The 19,692-nt window shown below is 35.3% G+C and carries 37 protein-coding genes and 1 tRNA gene; 6 read left to right on the plus strand and 32 right to left on the minus strand.

The annotated features are described in order from the left end of the window. Positions 1-12: 12 nt before the first annotated feature. The 3 genes from IGL42_RS08290 to IGL42_RS08300 all read right to left on the minus strand — a co-directional run bounded on the left by IGL42_RS08290 (position 13) and on the right by IGL42_RS08300 (position 899). Positions 13-396, minus strand: coding sequence for an HNH endonuclease (locus IGL42_RS08290; protein ID WP_048941862.1), 384 nt, complete (start codon positions 394-396; stop codon positions 13-15). Continuing rightward, the gene (locus IGL42_RS08295; protein ID WP_159154281.1) at positions 389-676 is read right to left on the minus strand and encodes a hypothetical protein; all 288 of its coding nucleotides are present in this window, start codon (positions 674-676) and stop codon (positions 389-391) included. Before IGL42_RS08295 ends, IGL42_RS08290 begins: the two co-directional genes overlap by 8 nt. A 150-nt stretch (positions 677-826) precedes the next feature. Next, a tRNA-Asn gene (locus IGL42_RS08300) sits at positions 827-899 on the minus strand. A 66-nt stretch (positions 900-965) separates the two neighbouring features. Here IGL42_RS08300 and IGL42_RS08305 point away from each other — a divergent pair. Further along, positions 966-1,103, plus strand: a complete 138-nt coding sequence (locus IGL42_RS08305) for a zinc ribbon-containing protein (RefSeq protein ID WP_010773976.1) — start codon at positions 966-968, stop codon at positions 1,101-1,103. A 35-nt stretch (positions 1,104-1,138) separates the two neighbouring features. Here IGL42_RS08305 and IGL42_RS08310 read toward each other — a convergent pair whose 3' ends face one another. The 25 genes from IGL42_RS08310 to IGL42_RS08430 all read right to left on the minus strand — a co-directional run bounded on the left by IGL42_RS08310 (position 1,139) and on the right by IGL42_RS08430 (position 13,146). Beyond that, positions 1,139-1,402, minus strand: a complete 264-nt coding sequence (locus IGL42_RS08310) for a hypothetical protein (RefSeq protein ID WP_174084463.1) — start codon at positions 1,400-1,402, stop codon at positions 1,139-1,141. 352 nt (positions 1,403-1,754) lie between these two features. Next, on the minus strand, positions 1,755-2,222 hold the full coding sequence (locus IGL42_RS08315) for an ArpU family phage packaging/lysis transcriptional regulator (protein ID WP_104860095.1): 468 nt from the start codon (positions 2,220-2,222) through the stop codon (positions 1,755-1,757). 359 nt (positions 2,223-2,581) lie between these two features. Continuing rightward, the gene (locus IGL42_RS08320; protein ID WP_116491842.1) at positions 2,582-2,788 is read right to left on the minus strand and encodes a hypothetical protein; all 207 of its coding nucleotides are present in this window, start codon (positions 2,786-2,788) and stop codon (positions 2,582-2,584) included. Between the two features lie 13 nt (positions 2,789-2,801). Next, positions 2,802-3,386, minus strand: coding sequence for a DUF3850 domain-containing protein (locus IGL42_RS08325; protein WP_185776395.1), 585 nt, complete (start codon positions 3,384-3,386; stop codon positions 2,802-2,804). Further along, the gene (locus IGL42_RS08330) at positions 3,383-3,562 is read right to left on the minus strand and encodes a hypothetical protein (protein ID WP_185776396.1); all 180 of its coding nucleotides are present in this window, start codon (positions 3,560-3,562) and stop codon (positions 3,383-3,385) included. The genes IGL42_RS08325 and IGL42_RS08330 overlap by 4 nt, the downstream gene beginning before the upstream one ends. Next, positions 3,559-3,720: a hypothetical protein gene (locus IGL42_RS08335; RefSeq protein WP_010774952.1), complete on the minus strand. Its 162-nt coding sequence runs from the start codon at positions 3,718-3,720 to the stop codon at positions 3,559-3,561. The genes IGL42_RS08330 and IGL42_RS08335 overlap by 4 nt, the downstream gene beginning before the upstream one ends. Then, positions 3,717-4,025 carry a hypothetical protein gene (locus tag IGL42_RS08340; RefSeq protein WP_002380822.1) on the minus strand — a complete coding sequence of 103 codons (309 nt, stop codon included), beginning with the start codon at positions 4,023-4,025 and terminating at the stop codon, positions 3,717-3,719. Before IGL42_RS08340 ends, IGL42_RS08335 begins: the two co-directional genes overlap by 4 nt. Continuing rightward, entirely contained in the window at positions 4,026-4,400 is a 375-nt protein-coding gene (locus IGL42_RS08345; protein ID WP_010774953.1) for a YopX family protein, read from the minus strand. 43 nt (positions 4,401-4,443) lie between these two features. Then, on the minus strand, positions 4,444-5,208 hold the full coding sequence (locus tag IGL42_RS08350; protein WP_010785682.1) for a DNA-methyltransferase: 765 nt from the start codon (positions 5,206-5,208) through the stop codon (positions 4,444-4,446). 52 nt (positions 5,209-5,260) lie between these two features. Then, positions 5,261-5,467, minus strand: coding sequence for a hypothetical protein (locus IGL42_RS08355; protein ID WP_002417547.1), 207 nt, complete (start codon positions 5,465-5,467; stop codon positions 5,261-5,263). A gap of 9 nt (positions 5,468-5,476) precedes the next feature. After that, the gene (locus IGL42_RS08360; protein ID WP_185776397.1) at positions 5,477-5,869 is read right to left on the minus strand and encodes a DUF7448 domain-containing protein; all 393 of its coding nucleotides are present in this window, start codon (positions 5,867-5,869) and stop codon (positions 5,477-5,479) included. 5 nt (positions 5,870-5,874) lie between these two features. Then, positions 5,875-6,483 carry a hypothetical protein gene (locus tag IGL42_RS08365; RefSeq protein WP_185776398.1) on the minus strand — a complete coding sequence of 203 codons (609 nt, stop codon included), beginning with the start codon at positions 6,481-6,483 and terminating at the stop codon, positions 5,875-5,877. 19 nt (positions 6,484-6,502) lie between these two features. Then, positions 6,503-6,973 carry a DUF1064 domain-containing protein gene (locus IGL42_RS08370; RefSeq protein WP_002380828.1) on the minus strand — a complete coding sequence of 157 codons (471 nt, stop codon included), beginning with the start codon at positions 6,971-6,973 and terminating at the stop codon, positions 6,503-6,505. A gap of 148 nt (positions 6,974-7,121) precedes the next feature. Continuing rightward, positions 7,122-7,391, minus strand: a complete 270-nt coding sequence (locus tag IGL42_RS08375; protein ID WP_185776399.1) for a hypothetical protein — start codon at positions 7,389-7,391, stop codon at positions 7,122-7,124. 138 nt (positions 7,392-7,529) lie between these two features. After that, positions 7,530-8,369, minus strand: a complete 840-nt coding sequence (locus IGL42_RS08380) for an ATP-binding protein (protein WP_185776400.1) — start codon at positions 8,367-8,369, stop codon at positions 7,530-7,532. A gap of 11 nt (positions 8,370-8,380) precedes the next feature. Beyond that, positions 8,381-9,136, minus strand: a complete 756-nt coding sequence (locus IGL42_RS08385) for a DnaD domain protein (RefSeq protein WP_185776401.1) — start codon at positions 9,134-9,136, stop codon at positions 8,381-8,383. A gap of 14 nt (positions 9,137-9,150) precedes the next feature. Beyond that, on the minus strand, positions 9,151-9,966 hold the full coding sequence (locus tag IGL42_RS08390; protein WP_185776402.1) for a PD-(D/E)XK nuclease-like domain-containing protein: 816 nt from the start codon (positions 9,964-9,966) through the stop codon (positions 9,151-9,153). Continuing rightward, positions 9,929-10,945: a recombinase RecT gene (locus tag IGL42_RS08395; protein ID WP_185776403.1), complete on the minus strand. Its 1,017-nt coding sequence runs from the start codon at positions 10,943-10,945 to the stop codon at positions 9,929-9,931. The genes IGL42_RS08390 and IGL42_RS08395 overlap by 38 nt, the downstream gene beginning before the upstream one ends. A 92-nt stretch (positions 10,946-11,037) precedes the next feature. Continuing rightward, entirely contained in the window at positions 11,038-11,394 is a 357-nt protein-coding gene (locus tag IGL42_RS08400; protein WP_185776404.1) for a hypothetical protein, read from the minus strand. Positions 11,395-11,396: 2 nt separating this feature from the next. Next, positions 11,397-11,621 carry a hypothetical protein gene (locus IGL42_RS08405; RefSeq protein WP_002395803.1) on the minus strand — a complete coding sequence of 75 codons (225 nt, stop codon included), beginning with the start codon at positions 11,619-11,621 and terminating at the stop codon, positions 11,397-11,399. Further along, entirely contained in the window at positions 11,618-11,941 is a 324-nt protein-coding gene (locus IGL42_RS08410; RefSeq protein ID WP_185776405.1) for a hypothetical protein, read from the minus strand. The genes IGL42_RS08405 and IGL42_RS08410 overlap by 4 nt, the downstream gene beginning before the upstream one ends. 87 nt (positions 11,942-12,028) lie before the next feature. Then, positions 12,029-12,445 carry a hypothetical protein gene (locus tag IGL42_RS08415; RefSeq protein WP_185776406.1) on the minus strand — a complete coding sequence of 139 codons (417 nt, stop codon included), beginning with the start codon at positions 12,443-12,445 and terminating at the stop codon, positions 12,029-12,031. Next, the gene (locus tag IGL42_RS08420; RefSeq protein WP_185776407.1) at positions 12,446-12,625 is read right to left on the minus strand and encodes a hypothetical protein; all 180 of its coding nucleotides are present in this window, start codon (positions 12,623-12,625) and stop codon (positions 12,446-12,448) included. A gap of 6 nt (positions 12,626-12,631) precedes the next feature. Further along, positions 12,632-12,943 carry a hypothetical protein gene (locus IGL42_RS08425; protein WP_185776408.1) on the minus strand — a complete coding sequence of 104 codons (312 nt, stop codon included), beginning with the start codon at positions 12,941-12,943 and terminating at the stop codon, positions 12,632-12,634. Between the two features lie 11 nt (positions 12,944-12,954). Further along, entirely contained in the window at positions 12,955-13,146 is a 192-nt protein-coding gene (locus IGL42_RS08430) for a hypothetical protein (protein WP_010712202.1), read from the minus strand. 287 nt (positions 13,147-13,433) lie between these two features. Between IGL42_RS08430 and IGL42_RS08435 the strand changes: the two genes are divergently transcribed. The 5 genes from IGL42_RS08435 (at position 13,434) to IGL42_RS08455 (ending at position 16,960) form a co-directional block, all read left to right on the plus strand. Then, on the plus strand, positions 13,434-13,766 hold the full coding sequence (locus IGL42_RS08435; RefSeq protein WP_016627611.1) for a helix-turn-helix domain-containing protein: 333 nt from the start codon (positions 13,434-13,436) through the stop codon (positions 13,764-13,766). Between the two features lie 17 nt (positions 13,767-13,783). Beyond that, positions 13,784-14,128: an ImmA/IrrE family metallo-endopeptidase gene (locus tag IGL42_RS08440; RefSeq protein WP_002364356.1), complete on the plus strand. Its 345-nt coding sequence runs from the start codon at positions 13,784-13,786 to the stop codon at positions 14,126-14,128. Between the two features lie 86 nt (positions 14,129-14,214). Continuing rightward, on the plus strand, positions 14,215-14,952 hold the full coding sequence (locus IGL42_RS08445) for a DUF4950 domain-containing protein (protein WP_185776409.1): 738 nt from the start codon (positions 14,215-14,217) through the stop codon (positions 14,950-14,952). A gap of 34 nt (positions 14,953-14,986) precedes the next feature. Continuing rightward, complete coding sequence (locus IGL42_RS08450) at positions 14,987-15,715, plus strand: ion transporter (protein WP_185776410.1); 729 nt, start codon at positions 14,987-14,989, stop codon at positions 15,713-15,715. A gap of 96 nt (positions 15,716-15,811) precedes the next feature. Further along, positions 15,812-16,960, plus strand: a complete 1,149-nt coding sequence (locus IGL42_RS08455) for a tyrosine-type recombinase/integrase (RefSeq protein ID WP_185776411.1) — start codon at positions 15,812-15,814, stop codon at positions 16,958-16,960. A gap of 33 nt (positions 16,961-16,993) precedes the next feature. Here IGL42_RS08455 and comGD read toward each other — a convergent pair whose 3' ends face one another. Genes comGD through comGA form a run of 4 tightly spaced genes read right to left on the minus strand, consistent with a single transcriptional unit; the run spans position 16,994 to position 19,674 of the window. After that, a complete protein-coding gene (gene comGD, locus IGL42_RS08460) occupies positions 16,994-17,431 on the minus strand; it encodes a competence type IV pilus minor pilin ComGD (protein WP_185776412.1) in 438 nt (145 codons plus the stop codon). Then, a complete protein-coding gene (gene comGC / locus IGL42_RS08465) occupies positions 17,428-17,703 on the minus strand; it encodes a competence type IV pilus major pilin ComGC (RefSeq protein ID WP_002356991.1) in 276 nt (91 codons plus the stop codon). The genes comGD and comGC overlap by 4 nt, the downstream gene beginning before the upstream one ends. Beyond that, the gene (gene comGB, locus IGL42_RS08470) at positions 17,703-18,749 is read right to left on the minus strand and encodes a competence type IV pilus assembly protein ComGB (protein WP_002369171.1); all 1,047 of its coding nucleotides are present in this window, start codon (positions 18,747-18,749) and stop codon (positions 17,703-17,705) included. Before comGB ends, comGC begins: the two co-directional genes overlap by 1 nt. Further along, positions 18,706-19,674, minus strand: coding sequence for a competence type IV pilus ATPase ComGA (gene comGA / locus IGL42_RS08475; protein ID WP_002364362.1), 969 nt, complete (start codon positions 19,672-19,674; stop codon positions 18,706-18,708). Before comGA ends, comGB begins: the two co-directional genes overlap by 44 nt. Positions 19,675-19,692 lie beyond the last annotated feature (18 nt).

A 19,692-nucleotide genomic window follows, 5' to 3' on the forward strand; every position in this document is an offset into this window, starting at 1 on the left:
TCAGAGGGGGGCTTAAAAATAATCTGCGGGATTATAATTTTTTTTCATTTCAATTTCTTTTTGCGTTTGCGGACGATATTCAACTTTTGGATGACAAGTTGCACAAACCAAACGTAAGTTGTTCATGTCTAATCTTAAATTTGGATTCAACCAAATTGGTTTGATATGATCCACTTGACTATCACGACCAAACACAGGTTTATGACAAATCGTACATTTATACCTATCACGAAAGCGGACAGCATCAGCAACACTTTTCCATTCATCAGATTTGTAGAATGATTTGTTCTTTGAATAGTAACGTTTGTGTACCTTCTTCTTTCGCTTGTGTTCCTCACAATAACTACCCTTATCCAACAGGGTACGGCAACCTTCTTGGCGGCAATACTTAGGCATCTTTCAACACGGTGCGCTTTTCGATAGGATCCCACACCTCAACCCCAAATGGTGTTTGGCGTTCAATTGCTTGTGGTGCTTCATCATTAGTAGATTCGTATTTAATACCTTCATTACTAATTGTTAGGTCACCAACTTTAATAGTCCCTGTTGTAATTTCATTGGCTTCAACAGGTTCTTCAGTTACTTCCACATCGTCAGGTTGCTCAACTTCTTTAACTGCTGGTTTCTTTTTAGCAGCCTTTGTTTCCTGCACTTCTTCTTTCTTTGCTTTTGCCATTTGACATTTCCCCTTTCAAAATGAAAACTCTACTACACTTAAAACAAAAAGGACTGCATAGAAATGCAGCCCTCGTGAAAGGTAGTAGCGCCAATTTGTTTGTCCGAACATTTATTGACGATTTTTTTATTTAAGTAGCATAGCTACTTACTGGAATAACGAGACTCGAACTCATGACCCTACGATTAACAGTCGTATGCTCTACCAACTGAGCTATATTCCATCAAAATGTCACTTCCTATTGTTAATTATATTCTAAGGGGTATACTTCAAATAAGGAGGTGATAACATGACTTATTCTACAGGTGAAAAGCCAGGCAAAGGCACCTATACTTGTACTAATTGCGGTCAGCAAGTTGTATTAGATGACAAAACAGATACACTGCCGCCATGTCCTAGATGTGATAATACAAAGTATAGAAAATAATTATTTATAAGCAGTCTTTTAACGGACTGCTTATTTTATATTAATTTACGAAGTGTTTTACCTTCATCATTTAAGAGCCATACTGCAACAATTTTAAAATCTTCGTAATATGGCAGGTTAATTGCAGTTGTTTGCTCCTTGCCAAATGTAATGACAATCGGGTTACTCTTGTTAAAAACTTTAACTGCGTCACTATCACAAGAAGTCCCTGAAACCCCTCCGATATAGTCCACTAAAAGTTTCGCTGCTTCTTTACCTTCTAATTCTTTTTTATTAAACTTATCAATTTGCAATAACATATAAATCTTCCTTTCTGTCTGTCTTTTTTTGCATATGCTAGCAATCGCCAAATATATCCCTTGCAAACTTTTAGAAAAAAGAGGAGGTTATTCACCTCACTTCTTTAGTTTTATAATTTGTGGTTTGCGAGAGAATCTAAATGAGATCACAAGTGACTAAACGAAGAAAGTAGATTTTTTTACTTCCTTGTGATCTCAAATCAAAAAAATAAGTAGGCAATCGTTCCGTTAATGTATTTGTGTAAGTGTGTCGCATTTCTTATTTTTTTGACACTATCATAATAATCCGTTTCAAAGGTATATGAAGTGTAGATAAAGTGTATAAAAGAGGTATAAAAAGTGTAATAAATGGCTACTTAAAAGCAACCAATTCCAGCGCTGAAGCAAATTGAACAATGATCATATTAGATTCTTGTTTCACTGATTCTTCGCTGATACAGTTTCGTTGTGCTGCTAGATAGATTGGATTACCGTTGATGTATCGATCATAGAAAATCCTTTTTCTTCGCTCGGTAACATCTGGTTTGTGCGGATGCTGAATCGCAGAATAACCTCTAACAAAAAGCTTATGAAGATAATCAAACTCTTCTTGTGCTTCTTCTTTCTGGATTAACATTTGCTCGGCTTCGAAAACGCTATTGGCCGTTGATGGTGGAACCAAAGAGAATGAAGCTGTTACTTTTGGTTCCCTCGGCTGGCCAACACGACATCTAGCAGCAAGATAGGCAGATAGGAACACACTGACGTTATGTTTAGTTTGTTCCATGTCTACATCCTTTGCATCTGGTGTTTCATATTTCTTTACGTCAAAAAGTACCATCCTTTGATTCCCCCGTTTGTGGTATAATATTCGTGTCGAGAATATTACCCATGGTCGGAGGAATCCGACTTTTTTTATTGGCAGCTTTCTTTACTCATGATAAAATATTTTTATTGTGACCAATGTTTGGGGCAAAGTAACCTCACATATCACAAGCTACCACTTTTCTGGTAAAATATTCTTCTTAGTCAACCAGTGGTCGGTTGGCTTTTTTGTACTTGATTTTTTATAATGGGTTTGGTATAAAAATACTATAAAAAATAAACTTAATATTATTTCTTACAGAACTACCTAGCGGAAACTAGGTAGTTTTTTATACTATCGATTGTAAAAATAGAATACATTAGTTTCAAAGCTAATTAATCTTTTTTAAACAAAGGAACAGATCTAAACTGATGTATTCCCCTATTAGTTTGACGGTAAACTAATATCACTAAGTTTCTATCAACGCATTTCAAGTCAACATATTCAAAAACATCATCTGGATTTTTCTTGTTTAAATCTTCAAAAAATCCAGTAATATGAACATCGTAAGGTTGAGTGTTGAACTCTTTAAATTTGATCATTTATTGATCCTCCTCACTTAATTCCTAGCACTACATAGCCATCTTGTTGGGCATAATCTGTAATGTACGTTATTTCTGCGACATGGACATCGCCTGTATATTGTCCGTCTTGATATTCGTTTAAGCGTAAGATATCACCTTTTTGATAGTTACGGTCATTTTTACGGATTTCAAAACGTTTATTACCTGAAACAACCGCTTCAAAGTATTCTGGTAAAATTTTAAGCTCGTGAATGGTTGGCTCTTTCTCGACTTCGTAGCCATACCTCATAGCGTCGCACAACGTAAACTGTATATCTGCACTATTACTCAACCAATCATAAAATTCTCCGCTGTAATCCCATTTTTCAGCAACAAACCCATCTGAATCAGTTGCGTACTCAACGCTTAAAAAGAGATCAATTATATCAGTGGAATACTTATGTTTATCAAGCCATTCCGCAACAAACTTCGGAACAACGACTTTTTTCGGTTCGTCTAGCTGTTTTGCTAAGCTAATTGCTCTTTCGTTGGCATAGTCAGCACCTCTCAAATAATCAAGGCTGTCTGTAGAAACTTCTATGCATTCTAACTCTTCAATCAATTCTTGTTTATTCATCGCTGTTCCTCCCATTTTAATACGACATCTCCTTCTCGCTCATCGGTGTATATCCAGCGCTGCTTCCCATCGCTCATTATGCAAAGTCGCAATGGATAACCCATTTCGTCAAATTGAATAACGTTAGAACGCTCAATCACATGTGTGATTTCTTTTTTTCGTTTAAAAAAATTCATTCCGCTTTCTCCTCAATACATTTAAGCAAGCCCTCTGACTTCTTTAATATTTCTCTTTCCCTTTTATATACATTTTCTTCAAAGAAAGCTTTTGCTTCTTCGTTATTGCTTATGTCAATTTCAACATATTCATCCTTGAAAGCTTCTTTAAAGCTCATTCTGCTCCCTCCAATTCCCACGGAAAAGGCGTTCTAATGGACCAAACAGGCACAGACCTATGACCACAATCTCGCCATTCTAACCACCAGCAACTACGGTTCTCATTGTCTTCGTCTACTCCGAAACGATATCTAACAAATGCATCTTCAACAATGTAAGGTGTGTTTTCCTCAAGCATTAGTTCTGACCGCCATTCCTCTATTGCTTGTTCCCTGGTATATTTTTGTTTATTGAAGCCCATCCAATTATTGAAATCTCCATTAAACACTTCAAAGTCAAACTTGCTTCTTCCTTTAATCGCCATTTATTTGACCTCCAATAGTTCTGGGTTCTCGTGGATATTTCCGATAATTTCTACATCACCATCAAATTGAATCAAAGGATAATACATATTGTTAGCTAAAAGCTGAAAAGCTCCTTCATAAAATACAACTACTCCTATTTGCGGATTATGATGCTTATCGAATAATATATCTCCTTCAAAAATCATTTTTCTTTTTTCATCTTTCAAGCCTGTTGATTGCATGAGGACTAAATTTCGTACATGATATGATTTCAATTCGGAAGGTGTCTTCCAATATTCGATACTGTTGACCTTACCACCTTTAGTAAAATGTAAGACAGCTACATCTCTCATTGTGTTTTCTCGCTTATCCCACGCTCTAAACTTTGGAATCATCTTCTTCACTCGCTTTCTAAAATAATGACAGCTGTTCTTCAGTTCATATAAATAGCCCCATTGGGATATTTGACAACATTTTTTCCTGTGCAACTTCGTACATCTCTTTCTTTATTTCAAATCCATAAGCATTTCTATTGAGTTCTGCCGCAGCTCTAAGCGTAGAGCCACTACCAGCGCATGGATCTATTACAACATCCCCATAATCTGTAAAAATTTCAATTAATCGTTTAATAACAGGTATTGGTTTCTGGGTCGGATGTATTTTTGGATAGCTGTTATCCGTTTCCCATTCAAACCAATTTAGAACCATACGGCCGTCGTTATTGAATTTCGGAAGTTTTTCTCTATAAAGAACGAGCGCATATTCTGTAGCTCCCACAACTTTCATATTCGCTTTTAATACTTGAGGACTGGACTTCTTAATAAAAACTAGTGGAATGTGATTGTTAAAGCCGTACTTTTTACCATAATCAATCACCATTTGAAGCTGTTGAAAGGCACAGAACACAATCATAGCTGGCGCTTTCCCTACTTCTTTCGGTTCTTTTTTTAACATTTTCGAACAAAAGTGCATAAATTCTGATATTCTGAAATTTTCATCGGTATCAAAAAAACTTTTATTCGCTTTATCCGATTCTCCATTTTCAATTTTCCCACCCTCATACCATGCCGAGCTTGATGCATATGCATTTTTGCCTAGGTTATAAGGAATGTCTGCTATGACCAGCTGTGCTTTTGGTATTCCATATCGCTTATAATTTTGAAAATGATCGTTAAATAATTGTATTTTCGTTTCTCTCTGCATAATTTCAAAGGAGTAAAGAATTCTTTACTGTGGCCACAAACTCCACTCCTTTCTACAAACTCACTGGCTCTTTTTTATAACCAGCATCAATCAAAATTCCCTCAATCACATAAAGGTCCGTTTTCTGCTTTAAACTAGCCTTAAATTTCTTGGCAATATTTCTAGCTGTTTCTAAAGAAACGACTTCATATGTTTTAGCCAGGGCATCCGCAATAATAGCGGATGTTGGCGTATAATAAATCTCAAGCAAAATGAACACTCGCTTTCGTTATGCTTCAACAACTTTATAGTGAATATCTTTAATAACAAAAGAGGCAACACTATAGTAATAGCCCCCATTGCCAGCATCAGCATAAAAATCAGCAATAGCAATTGGATTTTGGTTGTGGAAAATTGTTACTTTTGCTTGGTTAACAACCGTATCGTCATCAGGAATATTGGTAATTTCTGGCAAAGAAACATCCGTTATCATAGCATCCAATTTTACATTTTTAAATTTGCCATAAGCTCCCGCACAGCAGTCTTGTTCAGAACACTCTATAGTAATTTTTGTTCCATCTTCCAAAATTAGACTGTCTTCATTCCATTCCACAATACGTTTATTTATCAACAATTCTTTAAAGTGATCGTATTCACCATAGTTTATATCGTAATAGCACATATCCTTTAACCCCTTCCGTTTTCTTCTTCATCATCTTCAACTGTCTTTTCAGGGAAAATGATGTTCTCTTTATTTTTGCTCCAAGAATCTGCAAACGGTGCAAAATGTTGGCGTGCGATTTCTACTTGATTGGTTAGATTATCAACTGAAACATCATGATCAGCCGCAATTTCTTCTAGCGCTTCCCCTTCATCGATCCGATGCAACACGCCACGAACGTTGATCGTTACTGATTCTGGCCATTCGATTGTCGTTGCCTTCTTGATGAATTCGTCAATAGTTTCTTTCGATACTTGCACAGCAACTTCTTCGACTTCTTGCACATCATCGCCCATTTCTAAAGAAGTTTGTTCTTCTTTTAGAACTTCAACTGTTCCATCATTATTTACAACGTATTCGACATTCGGCTTATTGGTCTGCTTGTTAACTGGTACCTTGTATTCTACTGTTTCTGGTTCGATGGTCGTTGATACTGTTTTGCCTAAAAATTCGTTTAAACTCTCATATTTCCCTTTTAATGAAGCGTTGCTAACCACTAATAGCACTTCGATATTTCCGTTTGATTTAGATGTCACTTTTTTCACTTCTGGTCTAAAATTTACTTGTTTTGTCATTTTATTTTCCTACTTTCTTTTAATAATTAGTTGCGTCTTTCCATTCGTAATCGAAATTATCGGTTATGAATGGTCTTTTTTCGTTTAAAGGCTTAGTTACACCTTGTGTGATCACTTTAAAATCTCTAGCACGAACAACAATCGCTTCAACTGGATGACCATATCTAAGGGCAAATAGACGAAAACGAAGCTTAACGGATTGGTCAATGCCATACACGCCAAAAGAATTTTTAATATCAATGACATGTCTCCAACTTCCATCTAAGTTTTTTATGATGAAGTCAGGTGAATAAGCTATCGCTGAAATTTTGCCTACGCCATCCGCAGTCGGTGTAAGTTCGGTTAGTTTAAAACGTGGATGAACTTCAAAAGGTAACCCACAATTTTTGACAAATCGCTGATAAAACTTTGCTTCTTTTTCCGAGTCAAATATAAATCCATCAATCGTGACTTTATTTCCTCGCTTATTTAGGGCTGTGGGGGATTGCATTGTTTTAACTCCCTTTCCTTGGTCGCAGTTTCCGCTCGAACTGCTTTTCCATCTTTGTTGCATTCTGGGCATGGAATAGGTGTTGCATAATTAAATCTGTCTTTTCCCCAAATCACACGCTGATCTTGACATCTAACACACTTCATTCTCATTTAGCCCCTTTCATCCAAGCTTGGTTATCTTTTGTTGCTTTTTCAATTGGTTCCTTTTTAAAATCTACTTTGGTAGATTTTGCTGTATACCTATTCGGTTTTTCTGGCATTATAATGGCTTCCTTTACTTCTGAAACGGTTCCGCCAGATACGATTGTTGCGATAGCTGCTGTCTCTTTATGCTCAAATAGCACAGCATCTTTTAAATTGGCTACTGGTCGACTATCTTTGCCAAGATAGGCTGAAATTTTCACTACATATGGCATTGAATGATTCCCCTTTCTATCAATTTGTTTTTAAGGCTTTAAAATGCGTTTTAAGCCGTTTTTCTTCCTTTATGTCTATTTATATTCACTTGATTGTAAAACTGCTCTACGCTGAATATATTCGCTAAAAATAATATTTTAGATGCCTGCTACTCGTTTGTCTGATGTCCCCTCAATTTTCATCACGAATCCATGTGAATTACTCATGATGCGAGAAAGGATTCTCTCACCATAGGCTTGACTCATTTCTTTACCAGTTAAATTGGTAGTAAACACTGTTGCTTTATTCTGCCGAGCCTCTACAATGCGGTTTAAGGTGTCATTATTGAAGTTGGTACTGTCATTCCCTTTAACACCTAACTCGGCCCCTAAGTCGTCCAGAACTACTAAATCTGCGCTTTTGATTTCTGCCATCAAACTACCTGTTATTTCTTTTCTGGCTTGCTCATCATTCATCGCAAATTTTAGCTGTTCTAAGAGTTCCGCATAGCTAATGAACAGGCAGCGTTTATCATAGTTTGATTTCTCCAACACTTCCCAAGCCGTTGACATAGCTAAATGACTTTTACCAACACCGCTTTTTCCTGAAAGAATCATATGAATTGGTTTATTCAAAAGAATTTCAGTTGTGGCTCGATTGGCAATTTCAAAAGCAAGCTTGGTTTCTGTGTCTACTGTTTTGTATGTTTTAAAACGACAATTAATTAAATTTTTGTCGGTATAAAGCGAGCTATATTTCAGGTAATTAATCGCTCTAGCTTTCAAACTATCGTTAAACATTTTCTCTGTTTCGAGATCTTCGGCTTTTTTGCGTGCTTTATATCCACATTCCATGCAAGTTGGCGGACATCTATCGGACCCATCCTTGTTTTTTGCACGCCAAGCATAAAGATTTCCATTGCACTCTGGACATGGATCAGGCGTGATATAAAGCAACGTTTTAATCATTTTTGAAAATCCATCTGATGCTGACTGCATTCTTTCACTTCCTAAAATCCAAGATCATCGTAATCCGAATGACCTGTATTTGATTTCTGTTGCTTTGTTGTATTACGTTCTCTTTTTACGGATAATGCTTTTACATCATCTAAAGTTTTAACGCCTTCTTGTTCCCAATTTCTCAAAATGCTTTCTGTATATTTGAAATTTCTAGCATTTGATTTTGCGGAAATTTTTAAAGCTTCACTTACTAATTCAGTTGATAAATCATTACACCAGTACTCTAAATTTTGAGTAGTGACCGAATTTAGCATTCCGAAAATTGATTGATAAAGTTGAAAAACTGACTGCTGCTCTTCTACTACTACAACATTCTTTTCATTCTTATCATTCTTTTCATTCTTGTATGTGGACGGTTGTTGGACACTTGTTGGACGGTTGTTGGACACTTGTTGGTCATTAACTTGATAGTCATCCCAATTATTTATTGTTATAACGCTGTATTTCGGGGTTGATGAGATGGACAACATTTGCTCGTTTTCAAATTTTTTTAACCATCTCCATAACGTACGCCCGACAATCTGTTGGTCACGTGGAACACCTTCATTGAACTCTTTCTCAATAACGGCGCGCCCTGTGACGAATTGACCGCTGGACACGGCTATCTCTTGACCATTAAAAATAAATCTACTTTCTTTATGGCTCGCCTTCATTAAACATAAAGACCAAAGTTTAAACATATTAGCGTTGGTCCAAACGAATGAATTGGTCACTTTTCGATACAATTTTATATATCCAGTATTCATTCGTTATGCACCCCCTATAAATCGTCCATACTGGTAAAATTGGTAATTTTGTTGTGTCCTCTACAATATTCACAAGTTCCACAACTAACTGGCTCCTCTTCGCCATTTTTCACTCGCACAACATGCTCGATATTTTCTTTTAATTCTTCTAATTCGTATATCATTTTTTCTTCGCTAAGAGTGATTAGTTTTGCTTCACTAGGTGTTTGTTTCGAAACGGCTGCAATGAGAGGAAGAAAATTTTTGTCATATTGTTGACGAAGCAATTCGCAATAAACAGCCATTTGTAACACGTAACCGAAGCGTTCAATGAAGTTTGCTTTTCTGTTTAAACGATCGTCCCATTTTTTCTCGTGCATATCTTTAGTTGTTTTGATGTCTACAAAATACTTTTCTTCTAAATTCAAACAATCAATTTTCCCTTTCCACATTGCACCGCCAATTTCACCTGTGACGATCACTTCTTTTTCGCCTTGATAAATATTTAAAAAGGCTTCTTCTTGTTTTAATCTTTCAATCATCTGCTCCGCAATTTGGAAATCTTTCAGTAGACCAAACGGTTTTCTTGAAGAAAACATCTTGCTTTTATTTTCTTCTTTAAATGCTTCATGAATTTCTGGTGATTCAAAGTAAGAATGAACATAATTACCAACTAGCAAGGCTTTTGGATCACTCTCTGGTGTCCATTCACCTTTTAACTTGGCAAGAGCTGCAACTTCACATTCAAGAAATTTTTTATATTGAGAGACAGACATATAAGCTAGGTCCGCTTCTTGTGAATAATAATTTTCATCAGAAAGGATAATCGTCTTCTTCAATCGTTGAGACATCAGCTTCACTCTCTTTCTGATTGGTTTCATAACCAGCCATCACATCTAAAGTTTCCTGAACTGGTTCTTCTAAAATTTGGTCCGCCACTTTCGTTAAATCTTCTTTTTCAATTTGTTTGGCTTGTTCAATATCGGGTTGCTCTGGTACGTCAGCTACACGTGTAATTCGTTCAATATCGTTTTCTTGCTCAATAACTTTTTTATTGTTGGTAAATATTTTTTCTTCGAGTACCGCTGTTTGTTCTTCTCGCTCTGGTGTCACATCTTTTCGTTCGAATTCATTTTCGAGTGTGTCTTTAGCGGCTTGCACAAATAAATCATTATCGTTGCTAGTATTGATTAAATATTTAGCAGCTCGATTGATGACAGTTCTTTTTGCCATTTCTTCTGGAAAATCATTCTGAACATTTTTTGTTTTTGCTTTGCTCCATGATTTATCAATTTGTTTCTTTGTCATGACCGTTGTTACTTCTTTACCATTTGCTAATTTAATAACCACATAGGCAGCCTTGATGTCGTTGTCTAGATTTTCGAAGGATGTTTCATGTTTAGCCACGACTAAGTCTGGTCCGTCCATAGCAATTTCAAATACATCGCCTTCTCTGACTACAACAGGCGTGATATCTGCCCCTCCTGTTACTCGATCTAACACAGCCATGGTTCCAAAATATGAGCGCATAAGCTGGACTTTATTTCCATATTTGATGAAATAACATTGTTTTTTTGCTGGTGATAATCCTTGAATGACCATGTCAAGCAAGGCGTTAGAAATAGATGTTTTAGTTTCTGGATTGTTAGCTGCCAACTGAAGAAGGTTTCCTCCTGAATTGTTGGTTAGTTCAAAGAAAGCACTTTTCAATGCATTCTGTGGACTATAACCTGGTGGCATTTCTAATCCCTGCTCTTGCAATCTATTCAAATTTCCGATGACTTGTTCATCTAAAGAGCGTTGTGTTATTTGTGTTAAATCGTTACTCATTGTCATTCTCCTCTTCTTCGTCATATTCCCATGTTGGCTCTAATGCTTCTTTTTCTTCTGGTGGCTCTTGTCTAGCTCCTAATGAATCAAATTCATTCGTGACAATCTACCTCCAATTTACTAATCGATTTTCTTAGTTCGCCTTTCAACTCTGCTATTCTGTCATTTACAGCCTTTTCAACTAATTTCTTGATGTCTGCTTGTATCCCGACTATCCCTAAATCTCCTTCTAACCGAACTTCGTGCCAACGACTATGCTCTTCTTCTTCAAAAAATTCAGACGCCATAAAGTGTGTAGGGAAACCAATTTCTATATCCGACATCACTTCTTTTTTATTATTTAAAGCAGGGTTATTTATACTTATTAGATACTCCTCCGCTTCTTTTATCTGACAAATCAATTTTTCTAAATACAGAATCTTTTTATTCGCAACATCAATTACTCCCATTTTCACCACTCCCAAAATAATTTTATTTTTCCGTCTTCATCGTCTAAGTGAAAAACTCCTTCTTCTTCTAACTGCATCAAAAACGGTGCTGTAGCTCCTTTTTCTTTAACTACTACGCTTGTTTTCCCTGCGCTGGCAGCGTTCATGATATCTTGAACAATTTTGTTTTGAGCATTGATCATCATCGCTTCAAAAATTGAATCGCTTAGTCCGTTTACTTCAATCATCGCAACTCACCTCGCAAGAAAGCTTTTAATAATACATCGAGTTCAGTCTCGTGATTTTGTTTAGTTGAAGAAAATTTTATACCTGCAAAAGCTTCTTTAATTTCCTTACATTGCGGACAATCACAATCATGAGAAAGTGCTTCTTCTTTAAAATTTTCAAGTAATTGATTAATTGCTATGGCTTGGCCAGGTAGAGAACCCGCAAGTATAACTCCTGCCCCTTCAACTTCTGAATCAACAGCTACGCAAGCAAGGTTGATCTTCTCTTTTTGACATTCATTTGCTAATTCCATTAATAAACTTTGAATTTTTCTGTTCATTTTGATATACTCTCCTTGAATTTGATATTTGTAATTGACCTACTTTGATGGCCGTCGAAGTGGGTCTTTATTTGTTGTTCCATCTTTTCATTCCTCATCATCAGACATCTTTTTGTAAATTCTTTCATACAAATTCAATTGTCTTTCAAGCTGATTTAATGTATAAACGCTATTGTGTTTACGTTGATTAGATTGCATAAATTGCAAATTATTCTTCAATACATCGATTTTTTCTAGCACTACTTCTTTAACCATTTCAGTTTCATGCTCATTCAAAACCGATTTAGTCTTAGCTTTCATACGTGGTGGTATAGCTTGTTGTCGAGTTGGTAAAACAGCTCCTGTCCTACTATCTTGTAATGTTGGTCGTGAGTTCATTTGTTGAATGGTTAAACTATTTATTCGGTTTTCAGCTTCACTTAATCGCTCACTAATTACCCAATTATGAAAACATAAGATAGCTACTGGAATTGCGACTATTCCTATTACGTCGAAGACATTCATTTACTTCACCTCGCGATCTTCCAGCGCTAAATCATAAATTAAAAGCCAAATGATAAAAACCGCTATATAAATGTTTTGGATTAATGGTCCAATATTTCCACCTACCAATAGACCTAGTCCGAACACAATCAACAATGCCGCTATACGTCTTAAGTGATAGATTTTTTTCAATGTGATCATCCTTTCTTAGTCCCAATGATTCATAATGTCGTTACAAATTTTTATAGCTTCTTTAGCAGGCCAATATCTTTTTCCCTTGCTAGTACCAGGTTTTCTTTTCTCGATCATTTGCATACGTTTGTCTTTTACAAAATTTTGTTCAACTTCAGGAACAGACATTGAATATCTTGACGATAATTGTTTGATGTCTAAATACTCGGCACGTTCATTTAATCCTTGGCTAGCTTCATCTATTGCTTGCTCAAACATTTTTCTTAAGATCTTTTCTATAATGTTGTATAGAAAGTTTTTTGAAGATGCATCTAGAAGATTTTCCATTCTAATCACTCCTATCTGATTTTGTGATCTCTAATTACTTCTAAAATAAAAGCATTTACCGCTGGCCCCTTATCTTTACCACTCAAAACACGCTGGATCCATGTTCTTGACTTCCCATAAGCAGTTGCGAGATCTCTTTCTGATATATTGTTTTTTTCCATAAATGATCTAATCGCTTCACGACCACTGTTAATATTGCTCATGTTTTATCTCCTTTCTGTCTTTTTGAAAGAAAATTGGATAGAATTTTATAAAACTATTGACAAATTTTACCCATTTGGATACTATAAGTACATAGTTAAATAAGCCTATAACAAAGCCTTTATTTGCACTCGGTCGCCAAACTTAATGCTATAAGGTGTGTTTTTAGTTTGCTTTTTTTCTATCCAATTAACTTTACAAGAAGATAATAACCCTATCGGAAACTTTTGTCAACATAAAGTTACCTTTTTTTATAATATTTTCTTCTTGAGAACAGGAGAGTATTGATATGACAGTATTTGAGATAATACAAATGCTTGCAAAAAAACAAGGAAAAAGTGTTAAAGATGTGTCAAGAGAACTCGGTTTTGGAGAAAGCACTATTTACAAATGGAAAAAACAATCTCCAAAAGCTGAATACATCGAAAAGGTAGCCCAGTATTTTAATGTTTCAACCGACTATTTATTAGGTAGAACGGATAATCCAAACCAAGCTGGTGCTAAACCATCTGATGATTTAGATGAAGTATTAGACAATGTGATGAGTTTCGATGGTGAGCCTTTGGATGATCATGATCGGGAAGTTATTCGTGCTTACTTAAAAGGGAGATTCGGAAAATAATTTAAAGGTTGTGCTATATGAAAAGTATCAAAGAGTTGGTGGAAGAATATGAAGTAGAGTTAGTTTTCGCTCCAATAAATAAGCGCGCATGTTACGAGCCAGTCAAAAGAATAATTTTCGTAAATCAAAATTTATCTATTGAAGAACAAGAAGAGTCTATATTCCATGAGTTCAAACATGTTGTTTCCCATTCGGATTACATGGAGTTATATAAAATTCCTTCTTTTAGAAATAAGATGGAAGCTGAGGCAGATCATCATATGTTTAAATGCCTTATTGAAAAACATGATGGGCAATTTAATTATTCTAATGTGATTACCCATTACAATTTAAAGATGGGACAAGAAACTTATTTAAATTAAAAAAGTCTGTACAACAACGCAGACTTAAAACCTATTTTAGGATTTGTTGATAAAAATAATAACAGAAATTAGGAGTGATTAAAAAAATGAAAAAGATTGTTTTATTAAGTCTATCTTTAGTCGTGTTAGCAGCTTGTTCTAACGGAACTAAAAAAGAAGTAAAAACAAAAGAAACGTCCACAACGGTTACATCTACTACAAAAGATTCATCTAGCAGAACAAAAGAAAAAGAATCAAGTTCAACAACTGAAACATCTAACATTTCCGCTTCATCCGTTGAGAATGAAACTCAAACAGAAGTAAGTTTAGGTGATTTTGTTGGTGGTTGGGGCATCCCTCAAAGTGATAATTTATTCTTTATAAATGCTGACGGAACATTCTCTAGTACTACTCAATCAAATGTTCCACTTCAAAATTTAAGTTTTAGCGTTGATGAAAACGGCAATCAAATAATGTCATATGTTTTAAATAATACTCCAGGAACATTGGTCAAAAATATAGATGGTAGTTTGTCAGCTGGTGGACAAGTTTATAGTTATCTCGGCAATATAACGATGGAGCAATTAATTGAAAGAAACAATCAAGGGCAACAAGCAGATGTGCAACCTTCTGAACCACAACAACAAGCTGAACCTACGCAAGCACCTAGTGAAGAACCTCGAAATTCCGAACAATCTGAAGAACAGGCAGTCTATGACCAATTAGGTCAAAATGAACTCGGACGTGACTTTGCAGCACGACACGGATTAACTGTTGAGCAATTAGAAGAGCTAAATGGTGGAAACTGGGTTTATTATCCTGGAATGACTTTAAGAGTTAAATAAAAAAGCTTGCTATTTAGAGAGTGAGAGAATTTCATTGAAGATAAATCAAAAAATCTATAATTACTCTATTGTTGTCTTAGCATTAATTTCAATTGCTTTAGTTATTTTTGATTTTTCAAATGTCATTAATATTAGTAATCCACCGTTTAACATTATTGATAATTTTATCTTAATCACATTTACAATTGACTACATTGTTAGATTCATTATCTCAAAAAATAAAATCGATTTTTTTAAAGAAAATATTTTTGATCTGATTGCGATAATTCCTTTTGATGCTATTTTTTCTTTCTTTAGAATCGCTAGGTTATTTCGAATAGCTAAAATAGCTAGACTTGCAAAACTAACAAGAGCGATAGGTGTGGTTGGCAAATTAACAAGAAACACTAAATCATTTTTAAATACGAATGGATTTTTAAACGTGATTTATTTAAGCTCAGTTCTTATTGTTATTTCAGCAATGATTTACTCATATGCAGAAAATGTCCCGTATATTGATGCATTTTGGTGGGCTTTAGTGACAACAACTACTGTTGGTTATGGCGATATTTCACCAGCTACGCCATTAGGTAGAGTTGCAGCAATCATTTTAATGATTTTAGGAATTGGATTTATTGGTATGCTTACTTCAACTATTACAGAATATTTTAATAAAAGTAATAATGAAGATGAAGAATCAAATGATAAAATTGAAATACTAATTAATAAAATTGATCAATTAGAAACTACGATCGAACAACTAAAAGAGGAAATAAAAAAATAACGCACCCTCCGACCAAGAAGTTGTGCGTTAAAAATAGAACCAAAATAGGCTTATTTTGTTACGCCTATTTTACCACAAAGAAAAGGACGTGAAAATATGGCGAAACTAAATTGGTCCAAAAAATACAAATATGTTTTTTCTTACTCAAACAAAAAAGGGACTTTTTGGGGATATCGCTATCCTTATTACAACTCTCTAAAACATCGAAAAGAAGCTAGCAAACGTGGATTCGAAAGCGAAAGAGCAGCGAATAAAGCATTGCTAAAAATTCAATATGATTTAGAAACACAAAACACTTCCTTCATCGAAAATAAACAACTCACCATAGATGAATGGATCGATGTATGGATACCTTACGCCCAAGACAATTGGAGTGTTTCAACTAAACAAAACATTGAATCTGCTATCAAATTTCACATATCACCATTAATTGGAAATCAAAAACTATCTTCTTTAAATAAGATTACCTATAAGCGAGAATTTATTGACAAATTAAGACAAGAAAACAAATATACAGAATCCACGATTCAAACGTGGCATAAAATTGTAATGAGGATGATTAACGCTGCGGTACACAATCAAATCATCCCTAGCAACACGCTAACAGGCTTTAAATTTGATTTAAGTAATAATGTTCGTTCATTCTCTAAAAATGAATTACAGCGATTTGTGGCGGCTTTAGAAAACGAAGATATTCAAACTCAAGTTATATTTTTGACTCTGCTAAAATCTGGAATGAGAAAAGGTGAATTGATGGGGCTGCGTTGGAATGATATTGATTTAAACGAAAAATATTTCGATATCAATTCTACACGTGGCGATTATGGTGAAAATAAGCCGAAAACAAAAACTAGTATTCGTAAAGTTTATTTTGACAACTCATTACTCACTTTAATAAAAAAATACAAAAATCACGAGAAAGAACGCCTTTTCAAAGAAGGAATAATTTTAAAAGATAAGGACTACTTTATTTTAAGTTCTAGAAATTTACCTATCAAACAATCTAGAATTACGTATATGTTTCGCCTGTTATGTGAAAAGGCAGAAGTTCAAAACATAACCGTACACGGTCTAAGACATACCCATGCAACGTTTTTAATTGAAGCAGGAGCAAACATTAAGTACGTTTCAACTCGGTTAGGACACAAGAATATTAATATAACTTTGGATGTTTATAGCGATGTATTAAAAGAAGAAGAAAAAGAAACAGCTGATATGATGGATAAACTCATTGAAAATTTGTGATTTGTGGTAAATCTGTGGTAAAAACATCTCGAACTATTGATATATAAACACTCTACCACTCCCCATCTGAAATTGTAAAATAAGTTGCTGTTTCTTTTCAGTCCAAGTAAAAATATATTTCACTAAACGGCCATTGTTCCCTGACGAATGAAGAAAACTGAGTTTGCTTGGGCCACTCACTGTCATTTTTTCAGGTACAGCTAGCGAAGTCCTTCGAGCTGATTGGTTCAATTTATCAGGAAATGAAAAGCTTTGTTGTTCTTCAAAAAACCAAACTTCTTGTGTTTCCTCTAAAACAATTGCTTGCTGTTGCGCAAAACGAAGTTGTTTTTCTACCGTAGCAAGAAACTGTTCAATTTTTAATGTTTCTTGCCAGCGGTGAATAGCAAGTGTTGGGAGCATAGTCATAAAGCAAACAATCGTTAAACTAGCAAGTGTTTCCATTAATGTGAATCCTGCTGACTTGTTCATTGCTTTTCTGCTGTATATTTATCTAACTGCTCTTTAGTAATGTAGCCTTCGTTGACTAATTCATTTAAGGAAGGCGTCTTATTTTTTTCTAGTGTGTAGAGCTCGATTTGTGATTCTACAATTTTTACGATTGCTTCATTGCCTTTTTTATCAACTGTTTCTTTATGTTTCGCTAAGTTAGGAACAAAAAGTAAAATCAATACGGAAATAATCAATAAGACAATCAACATTTCTAATAATGTAAACCCTGCGTATTTTTGTTTCTTTTTCATTATAAAACTCCTTCCATATTGCCATAAATAGGCAGCAACATTGCCCCATAGACACCGATAATTAAACAAGCAATTATGATAAAAATAAATGGTTGAACAAGGGTAATGACTCGTTCGATTTTTTTGAAAAAACCTTGGAAACAGACATTACTATAAACCATCAACTCCTTGCCTAATTTTCCTTTTACTTCCCCTTGTTGAATCATTAAACCCAATGCTTTCGTAAAAAAAGGATAAGCAGCTAATTGTCTATGTAAGGTTTCACCAACTAGCAGTCCTTCACTAATTGCTCCAGCTAATTCTTTCATTAAGGGGTAATTGGTTGTATGGCGCATCAAATCGATGACCTCTTTCATTTCTAATCCTTGCGCAAGCAACTTCCCCCATTCTAGTGCAAAAAAAGCACTGACGTATTCCCGATAAAGGCCACGGATAATTGGCAGTTTCAGATATACGAAGGCCCGCTGAATAGCAGACTGATGCTTCAAATAACGGTTTAAAATGAAGAAACTAAATGAGAGGACAAAAACTAAGGTAACCAGAATGTATGGACTGTAAACAATCAGAAGAATCCCAATATTTTTAGAATAACTATTGGCATCATTTTCCATTAATTGGGGCAATAAAAATTGCCGGATACCAACAATGACGAGAATCAAAAAAACAATCAGGAGCAGCGGGTAACTAATTATTTTATAGAACTGTTGCCGATATTTTTCCGTTTGAAAAAAATGTTCGGAAATCGCTTGTAGTGTCCCTACCAAATCCCCGTGTGCAGTAGCAAACGACAATTGTGCCGAGACCATTGTTGAAAACCCTAATTCTTCGACTAAAGCTTGTAAGGCAATGCCTGAGGAAAAGCCTTCAACTAAAAAAGTTATACTGTGCTGAGGTAAGGCGTTTGATTTTTTCATGAAGGAAAAACTTTCTTGTATATTAAAACCATTTGCAAGCAAATCCGCTAATAGTTTCAGAAAAAGCTGCTGTTGTTTTTTCGTTAATTTATTCGATGGCTTGAAAATACGTTTTTTCTGTAATAAACCCATACGCCCACGCCTTTCTTAGATTCTTTTGCCAACTACTCTTTATAACAGCTTCCTTAAAGAAGAAATAATCATAAAGAATTCCCGCTACTTGTTCCTTATTAATCGTGGTTGTCAAAATCTGTTGATAAATGATACCTTGCAAGCATTCAGCCAATTCATGCTCTGGGCCACCTAATTCTATCAAACGCCGTTGCACCCCCAATAAGTTACGGGCGTGAATTGTCGCAAAAATAGTATGACCCGTTAAGGCGGCTCGAATAACTGCTTGAGCCGTCTCGCCATCACGAATTTCACCAATAATCAAAATATCAGGATGATGGCGTAAGCAAACTTTTATCAAGGCTTCGTACGTTAACTGAATTTTTTCATTTGTTTGCAACTGTAAAAACTGCTTTTCCTCAATTTCAACAGGATCCTCAATCGCTATCACTTGTTGTTCGCCACTTCTTTGTTTAGCCACACGATACATGGTTGTTGTTTTCCCAGAACCAACTGGTCCACTGAATAAATAAAGTCCTCGTTTCTGACAAGATGCTTCAATTTCATTCAGCTGGTGGGGAAAGAAAAAATGTTCAGCTTGTTCACCAAATCGGTGCAAAAAACGAATTACCAAGCTCTCTCGATTCTGAAAATCTCCCACAGATGATAAACGCAAGCGTTGCTTCGTCTCGCCAATTAGATAAGTTGTCGCGCCTAATTGTGCTTTTCGTCTTTCTCCGACATCCATGCCGCCTATAAATTTAAAGTGGAAAATTAACTTTTCGCCTATTTCTGCGGAAACTTGTGTGTAAAGTGTCCGTTGCATCCCTGTCCGAAAAGAGATGGCTATTTCGGTATCATTGGGTAAAAAATAAACGTCTTGCGCCCCATGAAGGACGCCCCATTCAATTAATTGATGAGCTAATTTTTTTACATTTTCAGTCATTCATTTCCTCCTCTCACT

The organism is Enterococcus sp. DIV0712 (genome assembly GCF_050554855.1).
Classification (GTDB): domain Bacteria; phylum Bacillota; class Bacilli; order Lactobacillales; family Enterococcaceae; genus Enterococcus; species Enterococcus faecalis.